This window comes from Calothrix rhizosoleniae SC01 (assembly GCF_900185595.1).
Classification (GTDB): Bacteria; Cyanobacteriota; Cyanobacteriia; order Cyanobacteriales; family Nostocaceae; genus Calothrix_A; species Calothrix_A rhizosoleniae.
The window spans coordinates 1-15,786 of the sequence record NZ_FYBH01000334.1; the positions used below are offsets into that span (position 1 = coordinate 1).

At 36.2% G+C, this 15,786-nt stretch carries 15 protein-coding genes; 11 read left to right on the plus strand and 4 right to left on the minus strand.

Features of this window, described 5'->3' with window-relative positions:
* From CALSC_RS20420 to CALSC_RS20450, 8 genes are all read left to right on the plus strand, one after another.
* Positions 1-336: phage tail protein (locus CALSC_RS20420; RefSeq protein ID WP_143288321.1), on the plus strand; the 336-nt coding region annotated here is incomplete at its 5' end.
* Positions 337-394: 58 nt separating this feature from the next.
* The gene (locus CALSC_RS20425) at positions 395-1,099 is read left to right on the plus strand and encodes a phage tail protein (protein WP_088243112.1); all 705 of its coding nucleotides are present in this window, start codon (positions 395-397) and stop codon (positions 1,097-1,099) included.
* A 49-nt stretch (positions 1,100-1,148) separates the two neighbouring features.
* Positions 1,149-1,523, plus strand: a complete 375-nt coding sequence (locus tag CALSC_RS20430; protein WP_088243113.1) for a hypothetical protein — start codon at positions 1,149-1,151, stop codon at positions 1,521-1,523.
* Positions 1,524-1,541: 18 nt separating this feature from the next.
* Positions 1,542-1,925 (plus strand): hypothetical protein, encoded by a 384-nt coding sequence (locus tag CALSC_RS20435; RefSeq protein WP_088243114.1) that lies wholly within the window; start codon positions 1,542-1,544, stop codon positions 1,923-1,925.
* The gene (locus tag CALSC_RS28075; RefSeq protein WP_327331636.1) at positions 1,922-2,065 is read left to right on the plus strand and encodes a DUF6760 family protein; all 144 of its coding nucleotides are present in this window, start codon (positions 1,922-1,924) and stop codon (positions 2,063-2,065) included. Before CALSC_RS20435 ends, CALSC_RS28075 begins: the two co-directional genes overlap by 4 nt.
* A 2-nt stretch (positions 2,066-2,067) precedes the next feature.
* Positions 2,068-3,681, plus strand: a complete 1,614-nt coding sequence (locus tag CALSC_RS20440; protein WP_159460656.1) for an FHA domain-containing protein — start codon at positions 2,068-2,070, stop codon at positions 3,679-3,681.
* A 445-nt stretch (positions 3,682-4,126) separates the two neighbouring features.
* Positions 4,127-4,381, plus strand: coding sequence for a type II toxin-antitoxin system Phd/YefM family antitoxin (locus CALSC_RS20445; RefSeq protein WP_088243116.1), 255 nt, complete (start codon positions 4,127-4,129; stop codon positions 4,379-4,381).
* Positions 4,374-4,643, plus strand: coding sequence for a Txe/YoeB family addiction module toxin (locus tag CALSC_RS20450; protein WP_088243117.1), 270 nt, complete (start codon positions 4,374-4,376; stop codon positions 4,641-4,643). The genes CALSC_RS20445 and CALSC_RS20450 overlap by 8 nt, the downstream gene beginning before the upstream one ends.
* A 200-nt stretch (positions 4,644-4,843) precedes the next feature.
* Here the strand turns inward: CALSC_RS20450 and CALSC_RS20455 are convergent, their stop codons facing one another.
* The gene (locus CALSC_RS20455) at positions 4,844-6,307 is read right to left on the minus strand and encodes a serine/threonine protein kinase (protein ID WP_088243118.1); all 1,464 of its coding nucleotides are present in this window, start codon (positions 6,305-6,307) and stop codon (positions 4,844-4,846) included.
* 577 nt (positions 6,308-6,884) lie between these two features.
* Here CALSC_RS20455 and CALSC_RS20460 point away from each other — a divergent pair.
* On the plus strand, positions 6,885-7,145 hold the full coding sequence (locus tag CALSC_RS20460; protein ID WP_088243119.1) for a hypothetical protein: 261 nt from the start codon (positions 6,885-6,887) through the stop codon (positions 7,143-7,145).
* The gene (locus CALSC_RS20465; RefSeq protein ID WP_143288322.1) at positions 7,094-7,951 is read left to right on the plus strand and encodes a nucleotide disphospho-sugar-binding domain-containing protein; all 858 of its coding nucleotides are present in this window, start codon (positions 7,094-7,096) and stop codon (positions 7,949-7,951) included. Before CALSC_RS20460 ends, CALSC_RS20465 begins: the two co-directional genes overlap by 52 nt.
* 48 nt (positions 7,952-7,999) lie before the next feature.
* Here CALSC_RS20465 and CALSC_RS20470 read toward each other — a convergent pair whose 3' ends face one another.
* Entirely contained in the window at positions 8,000-8,827 is an 828-nt protein-coding gene (locus CALSC_RS20470) for a S1 family peptidase (protein ID WP_235006871.1), read from the minus strand.
* Between the two features lie 203 nt (positions 8,828-9,030).
* Entirely contained in the window at positions 9,031-9,681 is a 651-nt protein-coding gene (locus tag CALSC_RS20475) for a COP23 domain-containing protein (RefSeq protein ID WP_088243121.1), read from the minus strand.
* A gap of 810 nt (positions 9,682-10,491) precedes the next feature.
* Between CALSC_RS20475 and CALSC_RS20480 the strand changes: the two genes are divergently transcribed.
* On the plus strand, positions 10,492-13,911 hold the full coding sequence (locus CALSC_RS20480; protein ID WP_088243122.1) for a CHAT domain-containing protein: 3,420 nt from the start codon (positions 10,492-10,494) through the stop codon (positions 13,909-13,911).
* An 83-nt stretch (positions 13,912-13,994) separates the two neighbouring features.
* Here CALSC_RS20480 and CALSC_RS20485 read toward each other — a convergent pair.
* On the minus strand, positions 13,995-15,786 hold a 1,792-nt coding region (locus CALSC_RS20485; RefSeq protein ID WP_327331634.1), incomplete at its 5' end, for a ShlB/FhaC/HecB family hemolysin secretion/activation protein.

Consider the following 15,786-nt stretch of genomic DNA (forward strand, 5'->3'; position numbering starts at 1 on the left):
AACCTACTTAAAGCAGGTAAAATATTTCGCCAAGCAACTCCCACCGTCGTCAAATTCACCAATATTACAGTTAAAGTAATTGCAACTGTTGATAAAGACCTTTACGACTGGTACAAAAAATGTAACGAAGACATGGGGATCCAACGTCAATGGTCTCAAAATCGTAAAACAGGATCAGTAGTTGCTTACGATCAACAAAATAAGGAAGCAGCTCGTTGGAATATTGCAAACTGCTATCCCGTAAAATATACAGGTCCTACTCTCACTGCATCTGGTGGTGAAATGGCTACGGAAACTATTGAATTAGTCCATGAGGGTGTTGAAAGAGTGAAGTAACATTCCTATACCTAAAGCATAGTGGGATTATGATTTCATCTCACCTACTGATTAAAGAATGGGAGGATGGGAACATGAGCTTAACATACTCCCAAACTCTCAATTCATTTATACAGCATATTTCATTTTAATAAAGTACATTCAGACGGGCAGGGATGCCCATCCCACAAAAGCTTTTGTATTTAGCCTTGTACTTCATTTACATGCAAAGTGCTGTATCAGGTTGTATTGGTGTTGTTTCATCAGTAAAGGAGTAAATATTAAGGAAGTGGCTCAAGCAAACGACAAAAAAAATGAAATTCTCACTGCCAGTCGTTTCTATTTGGGACTAACATTAAATGGTCAGAAAGAAGCTGATTGTTTCTTTCTAGAATGTCAAGGTTTCAAAAGAACCCAAGATGCCATTGAGATTTGTGAAGTAACTTCTCAAACATGGGGGGCAAAGGGGAAAGCAAAAGGTATGGTAGTTAGAACTAAGCTTCCAGGCAACATTAAGAGTGGCAATATCACTTTGCGTAAGGGTATGACTAACTCTATAGATTTCTGGCAGTGGTTTGAAAATGTTCAAAATGGTAAATGGAGTAAGCAGCGAAAAATGCTAGCTTTATCAGTTTACAATCAAGCAAATCAAGAACTTGCTAGATTTGAACTTGCTGGTGCATGGCCAATAAGTTATAAAATTGCTGATGTTAATGCTCGTAGTTCCGATATTGAAATAGAAGAAATTGAAGTTGCTTTTGAGGAATTCAAACGAGTGAAATAGTAGCGTAGATATTTTATTTAGTAGAAAAAATTGTGGAGAAGAATATATTATGTTTCAAACAGAGTTTGAATTTACCCTACCTAAAGGATTCCTAGACACAGAAGGTAATCTTCACCGTAAGGGTGTAATGCGATTAGCCACAGCAATAGATGAAATTTCACCCCTGCGCGATCCCAGAGTTAAAGCTAATCCAGCTTATTCTACTATCATTATTTTATCGAGAGTAATTAACTGTTTGGGTGCTTTATCAGAAGTCAGTCCGGCAATAGTAGAAAATTTTTTTGCTGAAGATTTAAACTACTTACAAGATTTTTACCGTCGAATCAACGGATTAACAACAGAAACTGCTACATCAGATTCTCCATTAGAAGTTTCTGTCCCAGAAAATTCCTTAAACTCTGCCCAAACACTTGTTTATAGTTAAAGCACTAAATACTTGCTTATGCCCCGTAAAAAGGATCATCTCTGTACTGAATTTGACTTTACTCTTCCTAGAGGATTAATTGACGACAAAAACAGAGTGCATCGTCATGGAATTATGCGTTTAGCTACTGCTAAAGATGAAATATTAGTACAACAGGAACGTCAAGTTCAGGAAAATCCCGCTTACGGTTCTTTATGTATGCTTTCGCGGGTCATTACTCGCCTTGGTAGCTTAAATGTCGTCACCCCTGATTTAATCGAAAATTTAATTTTAGCTGATATTAGCTATCTCAGAGAATTTTATAATCGCATTAATCAACAAGGAAACCCCCACATTCCTACACAATGTCCCCACTGTAATCATCATTTTTCAGTCAGGCTAGAACTGGCGGGGGAGTCATAAGCTACCCCTTAGAAAATCTCTATGAGGAGGTAGCTTTTATTGCTTATCATTTCCATTGGTCGCAAGATGATATTTTGAATTTAGAACACCCTACTCGTAAGCGTTGGGTAACAGAAATTAATAAAATTAACCAAAAATGATTATGAAAGTAAAAATTAGTCATGCACAAGCATTAAGCGAAATACAAGAACTAGATTTATCTTTAGAAACCCCTAGAGGTAAAGAATATGTGATCGGTCGTTCTCCCGATGCTGATTTTGTTTTAGATGACCCAGATGTCAGTAGATTTCACTGTAAGTTTTTCTATAAAAGTGGCAATTATTACTTTGGTGACCTCGGTAGTAGAAATGGCTCAATAGTTAACAACAAGGTAATTCAACAAAATCAAACACATTTATTAAGTGATGGAGATATTATCCGTATAGGGGATTATGTCTTAGTGATGGAAGACACTGCTTCTATGGATCAACCAGCAGAAACGGTGGTTAGAATTATCAATCCAGCATTATTTGCTAAAAACCCATCAACAAAAAATATAGAGAGTGAAAAGCCAGAAGTTCTTAGTAACCAAGATGTTGTTAATGAAGTCGCAGAGGTAGATATAAGTGTTCCTATTGCAGAAGAGGTGCAAACAGCAGATGAAGTTGAAGTTATAAATTCTGAAACTAATGATTCTGTTCAGATTGACAGTGCAGTAGAGATAACAACACCACAACCAGATTTGGTAGCACCGCAGCTCATTGAAAATAAAGTTGTGCAAACTTCTGAAGATGAATCTGATACTGATAGTATTGCTACCCCTGATATTCCAATAGCAGAAACAGAAGATTCCGAAGCCTTTGCGACTCCAGAATACACAATCGTTCAATCTCGCAACATTGTTAGTGAAGAAGCAGAGTTAATTCGTGAAACTTCAGAAGATGTCAGTGATAATTTACTGGATGGTGAATTACTGGATAAAACCCATGTCCAAGAACGTAATCAAGAAGAGGTAAGTAATCAATCTGAGGAATTGTCTAGTTCCACAACAGAAGAGGTCGAGTCTGAATTACTAGTTGCAGATAATGTAGAAATTCCTACATTAGAAGAAGGCGACATTGGTATTGGAGAATCTGGAGAATCACAAAATCAAGAAGCAGAGGAATCAGTAATTGATGATGCTGCAACTATAGATGCAAATGCAAATCCTCAAATCGATGAGCTAGAAGAAGATATACAATCTAGTTCTGAAACAGAAGTTTTAGAAGATATACCTGTTGTCAATGAGATTGTCTCTACTACTGAGGATGAAGAAGTTGCTTCAGTAGAAGAAACTCAACCAGAGGAAATATTAGAAACCACTAGTGAAAGTCAGTTACCCGCAGTTGTGACTCAAAAATATACAGTATTAATTGCCCATGAAAGCAAGCAATCAGAACTTGTAAGCTTTGTCACAAAGAATCAAAAATTATTTTCTGGTTGCTTAACGATGACCTGGGATTCTGTAAGTGAAAGTCTAGAAGAGAAAACAGGGATAATTGTCAGCGAAGCAATACCCGCAGCTACATCTGGGGGATATCAAAGAATTGCTTCATTGATTAACTCAGATGAGATTTTAGCTGTGATTTTCCTCAGAGATTTATTACAACCCCAGCCGGGACAAGCGAATGAAGAGACATTCTTGAGATTGTGTAATATTAACCAGGTTTTATTAGCAACTAATTTACCAACAGCTGAAGCCGTGGTTTGTTATATGCAGCATGGGTTGTGCGATTAACCTCCCCCTTGTTCTCTTCTTAATATACAAGGGTGAAGGGTGTGTGACGCTTTGATAATTCTGTAATGTCAATAATGCAGTTTGAGCGTCACGCACCAACCACAATTAGTAGTTTTTGTCAGATTTTATTAGACTTTAGTCGATAAAATTTTCCAGCCATAAACCCTTGATTTGCACACAGGAAATTTACCAATATGAATGAGCGATACAATAAACAATCCCATAATACTCAAAACCAGCAATACGAGGTCTTCCTCCATAAACACCAGGTGTGATTTCAATATGCTCTGATATTACGCTTACCACAGCTTGTTTCCTAATTTATTTATTCCTATTCTTTCAAAATTATAGAGTATAGTTTGGACTGAAGAACGAAACCCAACACCCCAAAACTAACACATCTCACCATGCTATACTTGTACAAGTAAGCAGACAAGTCTAACCAATGAGAATAGTAAGTTTTAGCGAAGCGAGAAACAAACTAAAAGCCATATTAGATCAAGTCGTAAATGATGCAGACTACACCATAATTACTAGACGAGATGCTGACGATGCTGTAGTTATGTCTCTTGAGTATTTTAATAGTTTGCTTGAAACTGTTTATTTATTGAAATCTCCGGCAAATGCTGCTCATTTAGAACGCTCTATTGCTCAATATAAACAAGGTGAAGTTGTAGAGAAAAACCTATTAGATGAGTAACCGCAAATTAGCTTGGACTGATGAAGCTTGGAAAGACTACATTTATTGGCAAAGTCAAGATCAAAAAACTTTAAAAAGAATTAATAAACTGATAAAAGAAACTAAAAACCTTCCTTTCGAGGGAATTGGTAAACCTGAAGCATTGAAAGAAAATTTATCTGGATTTTGGTCGCGTCGTATTGATGATACCCATCGTCTTGTCTATGCTGTAGATGATGATTACCTCACAATTATTTCTTGTCGCTATCATTATCAGCCGTAGTGTTATTAGTAAACCATTGTTTACTAAAGTTTAATATAGAAAAAATAGATTATTGTAGTGTGACCATCTTGCTCGCTTTTTATATACAAATTAAATTGTTTTTGCCTTGTTTCAAATTTTTTTCAAATTCCAAACAGAGAGCGATCGCTCTCTCCGCAAACAAGTCTTGGTATATTAAAACTAGATGCTCTTGCATTCATTTAATATCTTTTCAACCCTTGAATAATTAGGAATATCTTGGGGAATTTTTTCCGCTTCCTCTTTACACTCATCGAATCTACCTTCATCATAAAAATCTTTAATTTTTTCATAACCTGACTAACACATCCTTGCATATATCCTTGAGATTTTGAGTAGTAATAACTATTTTGAGGAAATTTATAAGCTTGATTAATGCAACCAATAAAATCCCCGTTCTTAGATAAAGCTTCAATTTTTTGTAGTGCAAACCAAGGAAGAATAAAATTGTAGGATATGATTACTCCAAACACCCCTATTCCAATACTTACACTTAAAATAAGTTTAGTAGGTAATCTCGATTTTTTACTTGAACTTTCTGACTCAACTTCTTGGGGCGATCGCGAATTAGGTATACTTTGAACATCTGTTTCGTCAACTTGAGGTGGATAATAAACATTTGGTTGAGTATCAATTTCTAAAGGTTGCTGTCTGTGTACCTGAGCTATGGTACCCTCAACTAAGTTTTCTCCACTGTTAGTTCCCAAAGCATTGGCTGCATTAAACAATGCTTGTTGCAATTCTTCCACTGATGTAAATCTATGATCAGCTTCTTTCTGCAAGCATCGCATTACCACTGCTTCTAATTCCGGTGATAAATATTTACAACTAGGTTGCTGTCTTAATGGTATGGGTGGAGCGGAGATATGAGCTAACATCCAAGAAGATTCATTGCTACGACGTTGTTGAGTACTAAAGCCAAAAGGGTCATTCCCACTTAACATTTGATAAATAATGATACCCAGACTGTAAATATCTGCTCTACCATCAATTTCTTTATCACCTCTAAGTTGTTCTGGTGCTGCGTAACGAACAGTTCCCAAAAAAGTGGTAGTTTTAGTTAAATTTGTTTGTTCAAGGGAGTCACCATAAACTTTGGCAATACCAAAGTCCAGAATTTTTACTAAGTCACCCCCAGTTGTAGAAACTATAAAAATATTATCCGGTTTGAGGTCGCGATGCACTACCCGTATATGCTCGCTATTTCCATCACTATGCCGCAGAGGTACTCCTTGGTGAGCATAGCGCAATCCTTCACAAACCTGGCTAATAATATTGACTGTTTCTTCCACACAGAGATATTGTTTTTCTCGCATTAATTTCCCTAAAGTCTTTCCCCGTAAGTATTCCATGACATAAAAGGGGTTACCCTGGGAAGTTACTCCATAGTCGCTGACTTCAACAATATGTAAATTTTTTAAGGCTGCTGATATGGTTACTTCTCTCTCAAAACGTTTAGTTAATTCGTCAACTCCTACCAAAGTTTCTTTAAGTAATTTTAATGCTACTTGTATTCCTACGCGGGTATCCGTTGCTAAAAAAACATCTCCCATACCACCACCACCCAGTCTTGCGTCAAGACGGTAGCGTTGATTATTGTCAATGAAATGACCAATCCAAGAATCTGCTTTAGATGGGGTGTTCATTACAACCTAGTTAATGAGTAGAAAATTGCGATGTCGAAGATGGAGATAAAATATCAATAAAATAATTTTTTGGTATTATCTTTTGATTGTCATCTGTCTTCCCTCCTAGATACTCCCACTACATCGGTACTCCGATTAGCGGTGGGTTATTGACTATGCAATCTAGCTAGAAATTTCAATTTTATTTTATTCAATCAGAATAATTAAGATTTATTTCCATAATATAAATTATTGAATATTAATAATTTGTGCTGTTAATAATAAGCTTCTGCGATCGCAGACTACCATTAGACCATTTGTAATGCAAGATATCTGTACATAATGTCCCATGATGACTAATCATCCATATATTAACCTTCACTTAAGCATCAAAGTGGCATCAAGTAATAATAAATACTTGTTTACCCTGATTACTGAATCCTGTCCGGTATTAAAACCTTTTAGTTTATAAATATTCAAATGTATCATTGCGACATCAGGAAGCGATGCCAAAATCATGTTATAGGATTAAGGTTTTTAGGTGAAATTAGGTTTAAAACGAGAAAAATACAAGTTCATCTTGTAGAGGTATAGGGAAATGGCTACAGTACTACTTGCATGGGAAATTGGAGGAGGACAAGGACATCTACATTTATTAGCTACAATTGCTCATGAGTTGCAAAATTATGGGATAAAATCAGTTTTTGCTGTGCAAAATTCCCAAATTAAAGGACTAACTCTTCCAGGTAAGGTAGTCAAAGCACCTCAACCCATCTTTAAAACTTTAGATAACAAAGGGGATAATAAATGTTATTTTTTACTGATATTTTATATATGTTTGGTTTTAATGATGTTCTAACCTTAGATTTTCATCTTCAAGCATGGCAAAATCTCATTAACATAGTCAAACCATCAATCATTATTGCTGATTATACACCAGCACTAGTATTAGCTGCTAAGGGCATAGTTCCTACTATTGTAGTTGGTAATGGCTTTACCGTACCGCCACCAGTAGAAAAATTTCCACCCCTTCGTGATTCACCAATACCAGATGATGCTATCAAACGTTTTCAAAGAGTAGTTGAAAATGTCAAACAAGTTACAGGATTCCACGATTCATTGGGATGTTTACTGAATGGCGATCGCTCTTTTATTTTTGCTATTCCAGAATTAGATCCATATGCTGATGTGCGCGGCGGTAAAGCTGATTATGTGGGTATTCATTCCGCACCATTTCCTCCAAATCTCTGGGGCAAAAATGGTGAAGCTTGGGCATATTTAATGGATGATTGGTGTTACCGTTATTTAGTATTAGATACATTCAAAGCTAATTATAATTTTGGCGATTTAAAATGTATCCTTAAAGGTAAATCATTTGCACTACATCATGCCAGTTTTGGAACATCGATAACTTGCTTATTAGCAGGAATTCCTCAGATTATTTTTCCTAAGGATTTAGAAACATCAATAACAGCAAAAAAATTAATTGATTTAGGAGTTGCGATCGCAATATTACCACCCTTTATAAAACAAACACTTTTAGATGCAACTACTTATCTGCCTCAAATCACTCAAAATGCTCAACAGCAAGCAAAGCAACTAGCATATTGGAATCAAAACTTTCTAGATAAATTTGTACAAAATTGCCTAGGACTTATCAATTAAATATATATATAATTTTATACTTTTTAAGTGTTTTGATATCAATTTATATTATTCAGTTAATGCTCTAAATTTAACTGTAGGAATTGCCCAACTTAATGCTTCCATTCTCTCAAATTCTTTAATAGAAGGCTTCGTTCCATTATCAAAAGTAAAAACATCTATACCCTGTAAAGGATACTTTAAGCGACCATTAATCCCAACTAATTCACCCTTCTCATTTAAAACTGGGCCACCACTCATACCCAGTTTAACCTCGTTAGTATAACCAAGACTATATCCCTCAGGAAGAGAACGTTTTTTTAAAATTAAGTTAACTTTTCCTAGAGTTAATTTAAAAGCCTTCATCCCCCAGTCAAAAGTATCTTCTATAGTATTTTTATCAATAGTATTATAATTAGGGAAACCTGCGGCATAAAGCAAATAACCAGTAGACAAAATATTAGAATTACCTAATTTGGCTACTCGATAGGATTTTTCACTATCAAACTCTACTATAGCTAAATCTAAACCACGCAATTGGGGTACAGATTTCAACCTTGCAGGATGAATTTTCTCATCAGCAGACATAATGCTATGTTTAGCGTCCTTGCTTTCAACTACTACATGCTGACAAGTTAAAACAGTGTAGGTTTTACCTTTACGAGAGATGATAACTCCAGAACCAGCACCAGATTTAGTTAATACTCTTACTGTAACTTGTTTGGCAATTTCAGTTACTGGGGTTGGGGTATTTCGCGTTTGACTACTTAGTGCTGATTTCTTGATTGGATATCCGCTTTTTCCTGCTTTAAGGGAAATAACCAAGTCATCAGGTGGGGATAAAGAACAAGCTTGTATAAAAATATTAGCAAAAATTATACCCAAAGATGTTGACACGAGTGATAGGAAGCTCACAATTGCAGTCTGAAATAAGAATAAGTTTAAGTATTACAGTATACTAACAACACACTGGAATTTTCCACCACCCCCAACTAAAGGACTTTTACAGCTAACGCTGCACTAGGCGAACACCAAGCCCTAACGAATCCCCTATAGGTAGGGGATTGTTCAAAAGAGACTGACTATATGCAACTATGATTCTAAATACTCATATCTTCTTCAGGAGTTTGTGACGAAGGTATAGTTTTGCGAGTAGGAACAATGGGAGTTGTATTAGGAAATGTTTGAGTATTAGAAGATTTGTCAACAGTGCTTTCCGTGAAGGCATTATTTATATCTTCCATATCGACAGAAAATACACCCCTAGTTAAGGCACTGCCAGTACCTTTTTTGCTGAACTCGGCTATGCTACGCAGAACCTCATTTCTTTTCCGAACTGATTTTTCTGAGAGTGGTAAAGTTAATAAAATATTGCTAGATGTGCAGCCTCCATTCGGATCGTCAATGTAACAAATTACTGGATACTTATTGACAATCCCATGAGTCATGTATAACCCACTCAACTTTCCGCCATTTGCTGCAACTGCTTTTGTTAGGCGCTGACCAACAATCCTACAACGTTTTTGGGGTGGATACTTCGGACCCCAACCAGTACTCTTCCAAATAAATAATGGACTGGTTTGTCGCCTTCCTCTACGAGCAACCGTAACCAATGAACCATCTCGCTGGCTAATACAATGGAATGTTGTGGGAAAGCGATTTTTAGCAACAGTTTGATTACCAGTCAAAGCCAAAGTGCTCAATACAGTAAGGAAACTTAATAAATATTTTAAGTTCAATTTAAAAGACATTTTAGACAACTCCTTAGTATTTTCTCGATTCTATAAAATATCTTTTACAATAACCCATACACTAAGATACACATCTATATATTTTTACAGAAAATATGCTGAGTTCTCCGCAAAGTTTTACAATAGTTTTCACACTGTTGTGAAAGTAAATACTTGTACGTAATCGCAAAGCATAATAAGTATAATAAAAAACTTTATTTTAAGTGCATGTGAGATAAAGGAAGACAACTAAGATTGCTTGTATATTTCTATGCATTATGGTAAAAGTATAGTTAGGCTATGCAGTAAATATGGAAGCAAATTTTTTATCTCATTTATAACAGGATAAACAAAGCTATTTTGAGAGAAAAATTATGCAGTTTGTAGCTATGTGAAAAAATGATGTCTTAATGTGCAATTCCACACAGGATATTAGATTTTATTTGTTGATCTAGTATGTGAAGTTAGGAGTAAAAAGACAAGAGGTGTAAAGGCTTAAAATGTAAGCTTTTTATTCCAAGTTAATAGTCGTCTGTTTATTTATGCCATGCTCTACCAGTTTTCTACCACATCAATTGTGATGGGTAAAACAATTGTAGTGGGAGCGTCTCGCTCCCTGCTTGGAAATAGGGAGTCAGATACTCCCACTCCTTTAATGAGGCAAAAATAATGTGTTCTAGTACTAGCTAGTTGTATATCTCAATTAATACTGCCAATTTAATTAATGGAGTTAAATTAAATATCTTAATTGTGCAAATCAGTATTGCATATATTAGTCAAATCGTAGCAAAACAAAGTACAAGTCAATAACTTGTATGGAAGATTTTTCTTATGTTGAGAATTATTCGGTTTCATTTATTTATTTTCTTGAATTTTAGTTTCTGGTTGGCTTTAGCTTCTTTGGCTGCTTTGCTAGATGCAGAACTAGTAAAAGCGCAAATTACACCAGCAGCCCCTAACGATACTAATACGCAAATTACAACTAATGGCAATTTAATTGATGTCAATGGTGGTAGGGTGTCGGGAGTAAACCTTTTCCACAGTTTTGATCAGTTTAATGTTGGGCAAGATCAAACGGTTGATTTTGAAGTAACAAATCGTAGTATTCAAAACATTCTCAATCGTGTAAATGGTGGTGACCCTTCTATCATCAATGGTGTGATTGAGAGTCCAGTCAATTTCTACCTAATGAATCCTGCAGGAATCATTTTTGGCTCTGGCGCGACTCTTGATGTGAATGGAAATTTTACAGCTACTACTGCTAACGGTATTCGTTTTGGCTCCAATAATTGGTTCAGTGCATCTGGAGATAATAACTATACAGCTTTGACTGGTAATCCTGATGCTTTTGGTTTTACCATGAGTCAGCCAGGAGGTATTGATATTAGAGGTGATTTGACTGTCAGTGAAGGTAATTTAAATTTAATTGCTGGTACTGTCATTAATACTGGACAATTATCAGGTAACCAAGTGAATATTGCAACGGTTTCTGGTAATACTTTGGTTACTTTAACAGAACCAGGAAGTCTTCTAAGTTTAGAAATTCAATTGTTCCCAGCAAGTCTAAGCCAACCTAATACTTGGAGTTTACCTATTCTATCTCTGCCTCAATTACTGACAGCAGGAAATGGTAATAATGCAAATAGGTTTACAAATAATGGTGACGGTACTATTACATTATCTGGCTCGGGAGTTACCGTAATAAATGGTGATGTTGCTGTAGGCAATATTGATACATCTATTTCTAGTAATGGCAATTCTGTAATTGTGGACGCTAGCGGCAACATTACTACAGGTTTTATCAAAGCTGGTTCTAATAACAGTAACAAAAACGGAGATGTAAGTATCATTTCCCGTCAAGGTTCTATTAATATTCAGGGAATTGAAAATGGTAGTAACAATAGTATCTTTGCCAATTCCATAGAAATTAATACTCCTGGGACTCTGAATGTAGCTGGTAGTTTAAATGCACGTAACGACAGGGCACAGCCAGCAGGTAACATCACCATTGGAAATCAGCTAGTTCCAACTTCTATCACTGTTGGCACAATTAGTACTAGAAATCTGGATGGTGGAGATGGTGGTAAAATTGACATTCGTACAAGTGGCTCATTTAATGCACAAAGTGCTTTTTCGAGAAATACTGGCAATTCTGTGAATCCGGTTAGTTCAGATGATGTAGTCAGCATAGCTAGTGAAGCTGATGTGAATGGTGGAGAAATTAGTATTATTGCCGATGGTGGTATTACTACTGCTGCGGGAATTGCTAGTAACAGTCGTTTCTCTGGTGATGGGGGGAAAATTACTTTAACTAGCAACAGTAGTGTTATCAAAATTGGCGGTTCTCTAAGCTCTTTTGGTAGCAATGATAATGGTGGTGCAATTGCAATTACACATAGTGGAGGACCAAATAACGTACCATTTAAAGTCGGTGATGCAAGTGAAAATGGGATTCAAGGAAATATTGATGCTGGTGTAAATTCAAGAATTACTGCTGGTTATGGTGGTATTCCTGAAGAGTTCCCCGTACTTCCCAATGGTGGTAATGCTAATAATACTCCCAATGGTATTACGATCACATCAGTTAATTCTCCACCAACTCTCACAACAGACTTCAAACTAGTTACTACAGAAAATCAATCGACCGAATTCACTTTTGAGGACTTAAAAACATCCTTAAGTGATGTTGATGGGGACAATACTTTTGTGCAAATAGACGAAGTCATCACTGGAAGACTGACAAGAAATGGCGAAGTTGTAACTTCAGGAACTCGTTTGTTTCCTGGCGATAAATTAGAATATACTCCCCCCAATAATATTGGTGGTAAAATTAACGCCTTTATTATTAGTGGTAGTGATGGAGTTTCATCAACACCAAAAACCGTAGAAGTTACAGCAGTATCACAGGAAGATACTCAAAATATACAACAACTACCAGTTGAACCGCCCAAATTTATTGATAATCAATTACCTTCCATTAGTATTGATTCTGTTCTCTCTGATGTTGACAACAAATTCGCAGCTGCTTACGAATCATATTTTAACTTTTCTAAAAGAGAGAGGGTTAGTTTAGTTCAAGCTCGTGAAATATTGTTAAAAATTCAAAAAGAAGCAGGAGTTAACCCAGCAATTATTTATGCAAGTTTTAACCCCATTGAATTAAATATTGCTTCAAAACAAAACAAACAGAATAAACAAATCCGAACATTTAATCGACTAGATTTGGTACTTGTTACAGCAAATGGCGAAGCAATTCGCAAGACCATAAATACAGCCAACAAAGAACAAATAATTGATACGGCTAAAGCTTTTTATAGAGCAGTCTTGAAACCTAATAATAATAAATTCTTACCTCATTCTCAGCAGTTATATAAATGGATGGTATTACCTTTAGAACAAGAGCTAAAAACTAGAGGTATTAATAATTTACTCTTCATCACTGATGAAAAACTGCGCTCCATTCCCTTAGCTGCTCTCCATGATGGTAAACAATTTCTAGTAGAAAAATATAGTGTAGGTTTTACACCTAGTTTAAGTTTAACTGATACAACTTACAAAGACATAAGAAATGCTCAGGTTCTAGCCATGGGGATGTCTGAATTTAAAGATGATGATCCTCTACCTGCTGTACCTCAAGAAGTAAATACCATCGCAGGAGGTGTATGGAAAGGTAAAAACTTTCTCAACAAAGATTTTACTTTTGACAAGCTCAAATCAATCCATAAATCTCAACCATTTGGTATTCTGCATTTAGCAACTCATGGGTATTTCCGTAAAGGTTCACCAGACAATCACTTTATTAAACTATGGAATCAAAATTTGAAGCTAACAGAGTTTCGACAATTAGATTTGAATAATCCATCAGTTGTAGAACTATTAGTACTTAGCGCTTGTCGCACAGCATTGGGAGAGAAAGGAGCTGAATTAGGTTTTGGAGGTTTAGCAGTTAAAACCGGTGCAAAAACCGCGTTGGGTAGTTTATGGAATGTTGATGACAGTGCGACTTTAGGATTAATGGTTGAATTTTATCAACAATTAAGAAAGGTTTCAACTAAATCCGAAGCACTACGTCAAGCTCAAATAGCTATGCTCAAAGGAGAAATTAAAGTAGAAAATGGTCCGTTACGGACTTCAACTAGAGGAGTACCTTTACCACCAAAAGTCGTGGAAAATTTATCAAAAGATAAAATTACTAATTTCACTCATCCTTACTATTGGTCGGCATTTACAATGATTGGTAATCCTTGGTAAAGCCATGAGAGCAAAATAATGAGCGGTGGGTGTGATGGTGCGCTATGCTCTGGCAATAACGCACTCTATGAATATCCTTAGTATTAAAATCCTGCTGTAGTGTAATTAATACTAAAGTGGAAGCCATTATCTTGGATATTATCACCGCGATCGCGAATATCAACTAATGGAATTGCGTAATCTAATCGTGCATTTAAACCACGTATTGGTTTCCACAATAGTCCTAAGCCAAGACTTGTCAAAGATTTTTCCCTGGGGAATCTATTGGGGTTATTCGGATTATTCCAGATAGTACCAAAATCGAAAAATGGTGCAACTTGCAGAGTGGGAAGTCCAGCTTTATTACGCATGACAGTAGTCCTATTTTCCACTGACAACCGCAGTCCATTGTCACCGTAAAGTACATTTTGTCGATAACCACGCAATGTTTGTCCACCACCTATAACAAATTGTTCTGAAGATAATAAGCTATTTGGGGTTAATTGCACATCAAATCTGACAATCAGCAAATTATCCTGATTTAGTCGTTGTACTCGTTGAGCTTGACCCAACCAACTCAAAAATTGACCGTCAGGATTAGAACTACCATTCGTTGTAGCGTCAAACAAGCCAGTTCCTAAACTAAATAGCGATCGCCCTGTCCAAGCTCCTTGTTTGTCTCGCTTAATATAATCTTGCCCAAATTTAAATACACTCGTGCGGGTAACACCATTACTATCGGGTCCGAAACCAAAAGCTTGGGGTTGATTATCTAAAAAAGTTTGACCATCCCGAAATGCAAAACCTATAGACAAAGCTAATTCTTCACGAGTCGAGCGAATTAGTGGTTGACGATAGCTAATTTCGTAGAATTCTGAGTTACCTTCAATATTCAGAGCAGCAAAATCAGAGTCGGTAATTTTATAATCGTTAACTGCAACACGAAACTGTAAACTACCATCCATCGGATTGAGTGGTAAGCGATAGCCAAAATCATAAATATTCGCACCACCCGTTGTTGAACGGTTATAGGAACCATAGATTTGATCGCCGGAACCAGTCAAATTATTGTAACCAAATCCTATTCCGTATCTGACTGAACCCACACTAGGGGGAGAATAGTTATCGAAGTTTAAAGCCACATTGAAAGGATTAGCCTCTGTCACGCGCACTTCTAAAATACTCTTACCAAACTTCTTGCCAGCTTTGAGAGTTGCTTCTACATTTTTAAATATCGGGTCAGCTTTAAGTAATCTCAGTTGGTCTTCCAACTCACTCTTTTTTAAAGGATCGAGCTTGGCTAATTGAATCCGCGATCGGATATAACTTTTCTTCGTTTTAGCTGCTCCTATGATATTAATGCTTTCCACACCTCCTTCTATCGCAGCAATTTTGACAATTCCATCAGTTACTTTTTGGTCTGCTAATACTGCTCTAGATGTGATATAACCCTTGTCTAGATAAAGCTGAGTAATTTTATCCGCAACTTCTCCCAACTGTTTGACAGTTACATTCTTCCCTTCAAAAGGTTGAGTTTCACGAATAATTTCCTCAGAACTCAAAATTGTATTCCCTACAACCTCGATTTTTTCAACAAAGAAACTGCGATCTTCTTCAGATGGCTTAACTTCTTCAGTCGCCGGAGCATTGATAGTAGGCTGATTGTCTTCAGGAATGGGAGTGGGAGTTGGTAATGGTTGCAAAAAGCGATCGCGTTGAGTATCAGCTTCTGGTTCTATAGTGGAATCAGGTGTAACTTGTGCTACTAAGCTATTATAATTATTATCTTTTTTAAATTCCTTCAACAAAGAAAAATCATCAGCTCTAACAGCATAATTCTCCCACAAAAGAATAATTCCTATTGCAGCTGCAAAACCATATTTATATGTAACTAAG

Excerpts from the sequence above, each read along its gene's own strand:
- CALSC_RS20425 (WP_088243112.1), top strand. The coding sequence starts at position 395 with ATGGGAGGATGGGAACATGAGCTTAACATACTCCCAAACTCTCAATTC.
- CALSC_RS20430 (WP_088243113.1), top strand. The coding sequence starts at position 1,149 with ATGTTTCAAACAGAGTTTGAATTTACCCTACCTAAAGGATTCCTAGAC.
- CALSC_RS20435 (WP_088243114.1), top strand. The coding sequence starts at position 1,542 with ATGCCCCGTAAAAAGGATCATCTCTGTACTGAATTTGACTTTACTCTT.
- CALSC_RS20440 (WP_159460656.1), top strand. The coding sequence starts at position 2,068 with ATGAAAGTAAAAATTAGTCATGCACAAGCATTAAGCGAAATACAAGAA.
- CALSC_RS20445 (WP_088243116.1), top strand. The coding sequence starts at position 4,127 with ATGAGAATAGTAAGTTTTAGCGAAGCGAGAAACAAACTAAAAGCCATA.
- CALSC_RS20450 (WP_088243117.1), top strand. The coding sequence starts at position 4,374 with ATGAGTAACCGCAAATTAGCTTGGACTGATGAAGCTTGGAAAGACTAC.
- CALSC_RS20455 (WP_088243118.1), bottom strand. The coding sequence starts at position 6,307 with ATGAACACCCCATCTAAAGCAGATTCTTGGATTGGTCATTTCATTGAC.
- CALSC_RS20460 (WP_088243119.1), top strand. The coding sequence starts at position 6,885 with ATGGCTACAGTACTACTTGCATGGGAAATTGGAGGAGGACAAGGACAT.
- CALSC_RS20465 (WP_143288322.1), top strand. The coding sequence starts at position 7,094 with ATGTTATTTTTTACTGATATTTTATATATGTTTGGTTTTAATGATGTT.
- CALSC_RS20475 (WP_088243121.1), bottom strand. The coding sequence starts at position 9,681 with ATGTCTTTTAAATTGAACTTAAAATATTTATTAAGTTTCCTTACTGTA.
- CALSC_RS20480 (WP_088243122.1), top strand. The coding sequence starts at position 10,492 with ATGTTGAGAATTATTCGGTTTCATTTATTTATTTTCTTGAATTTTAGT.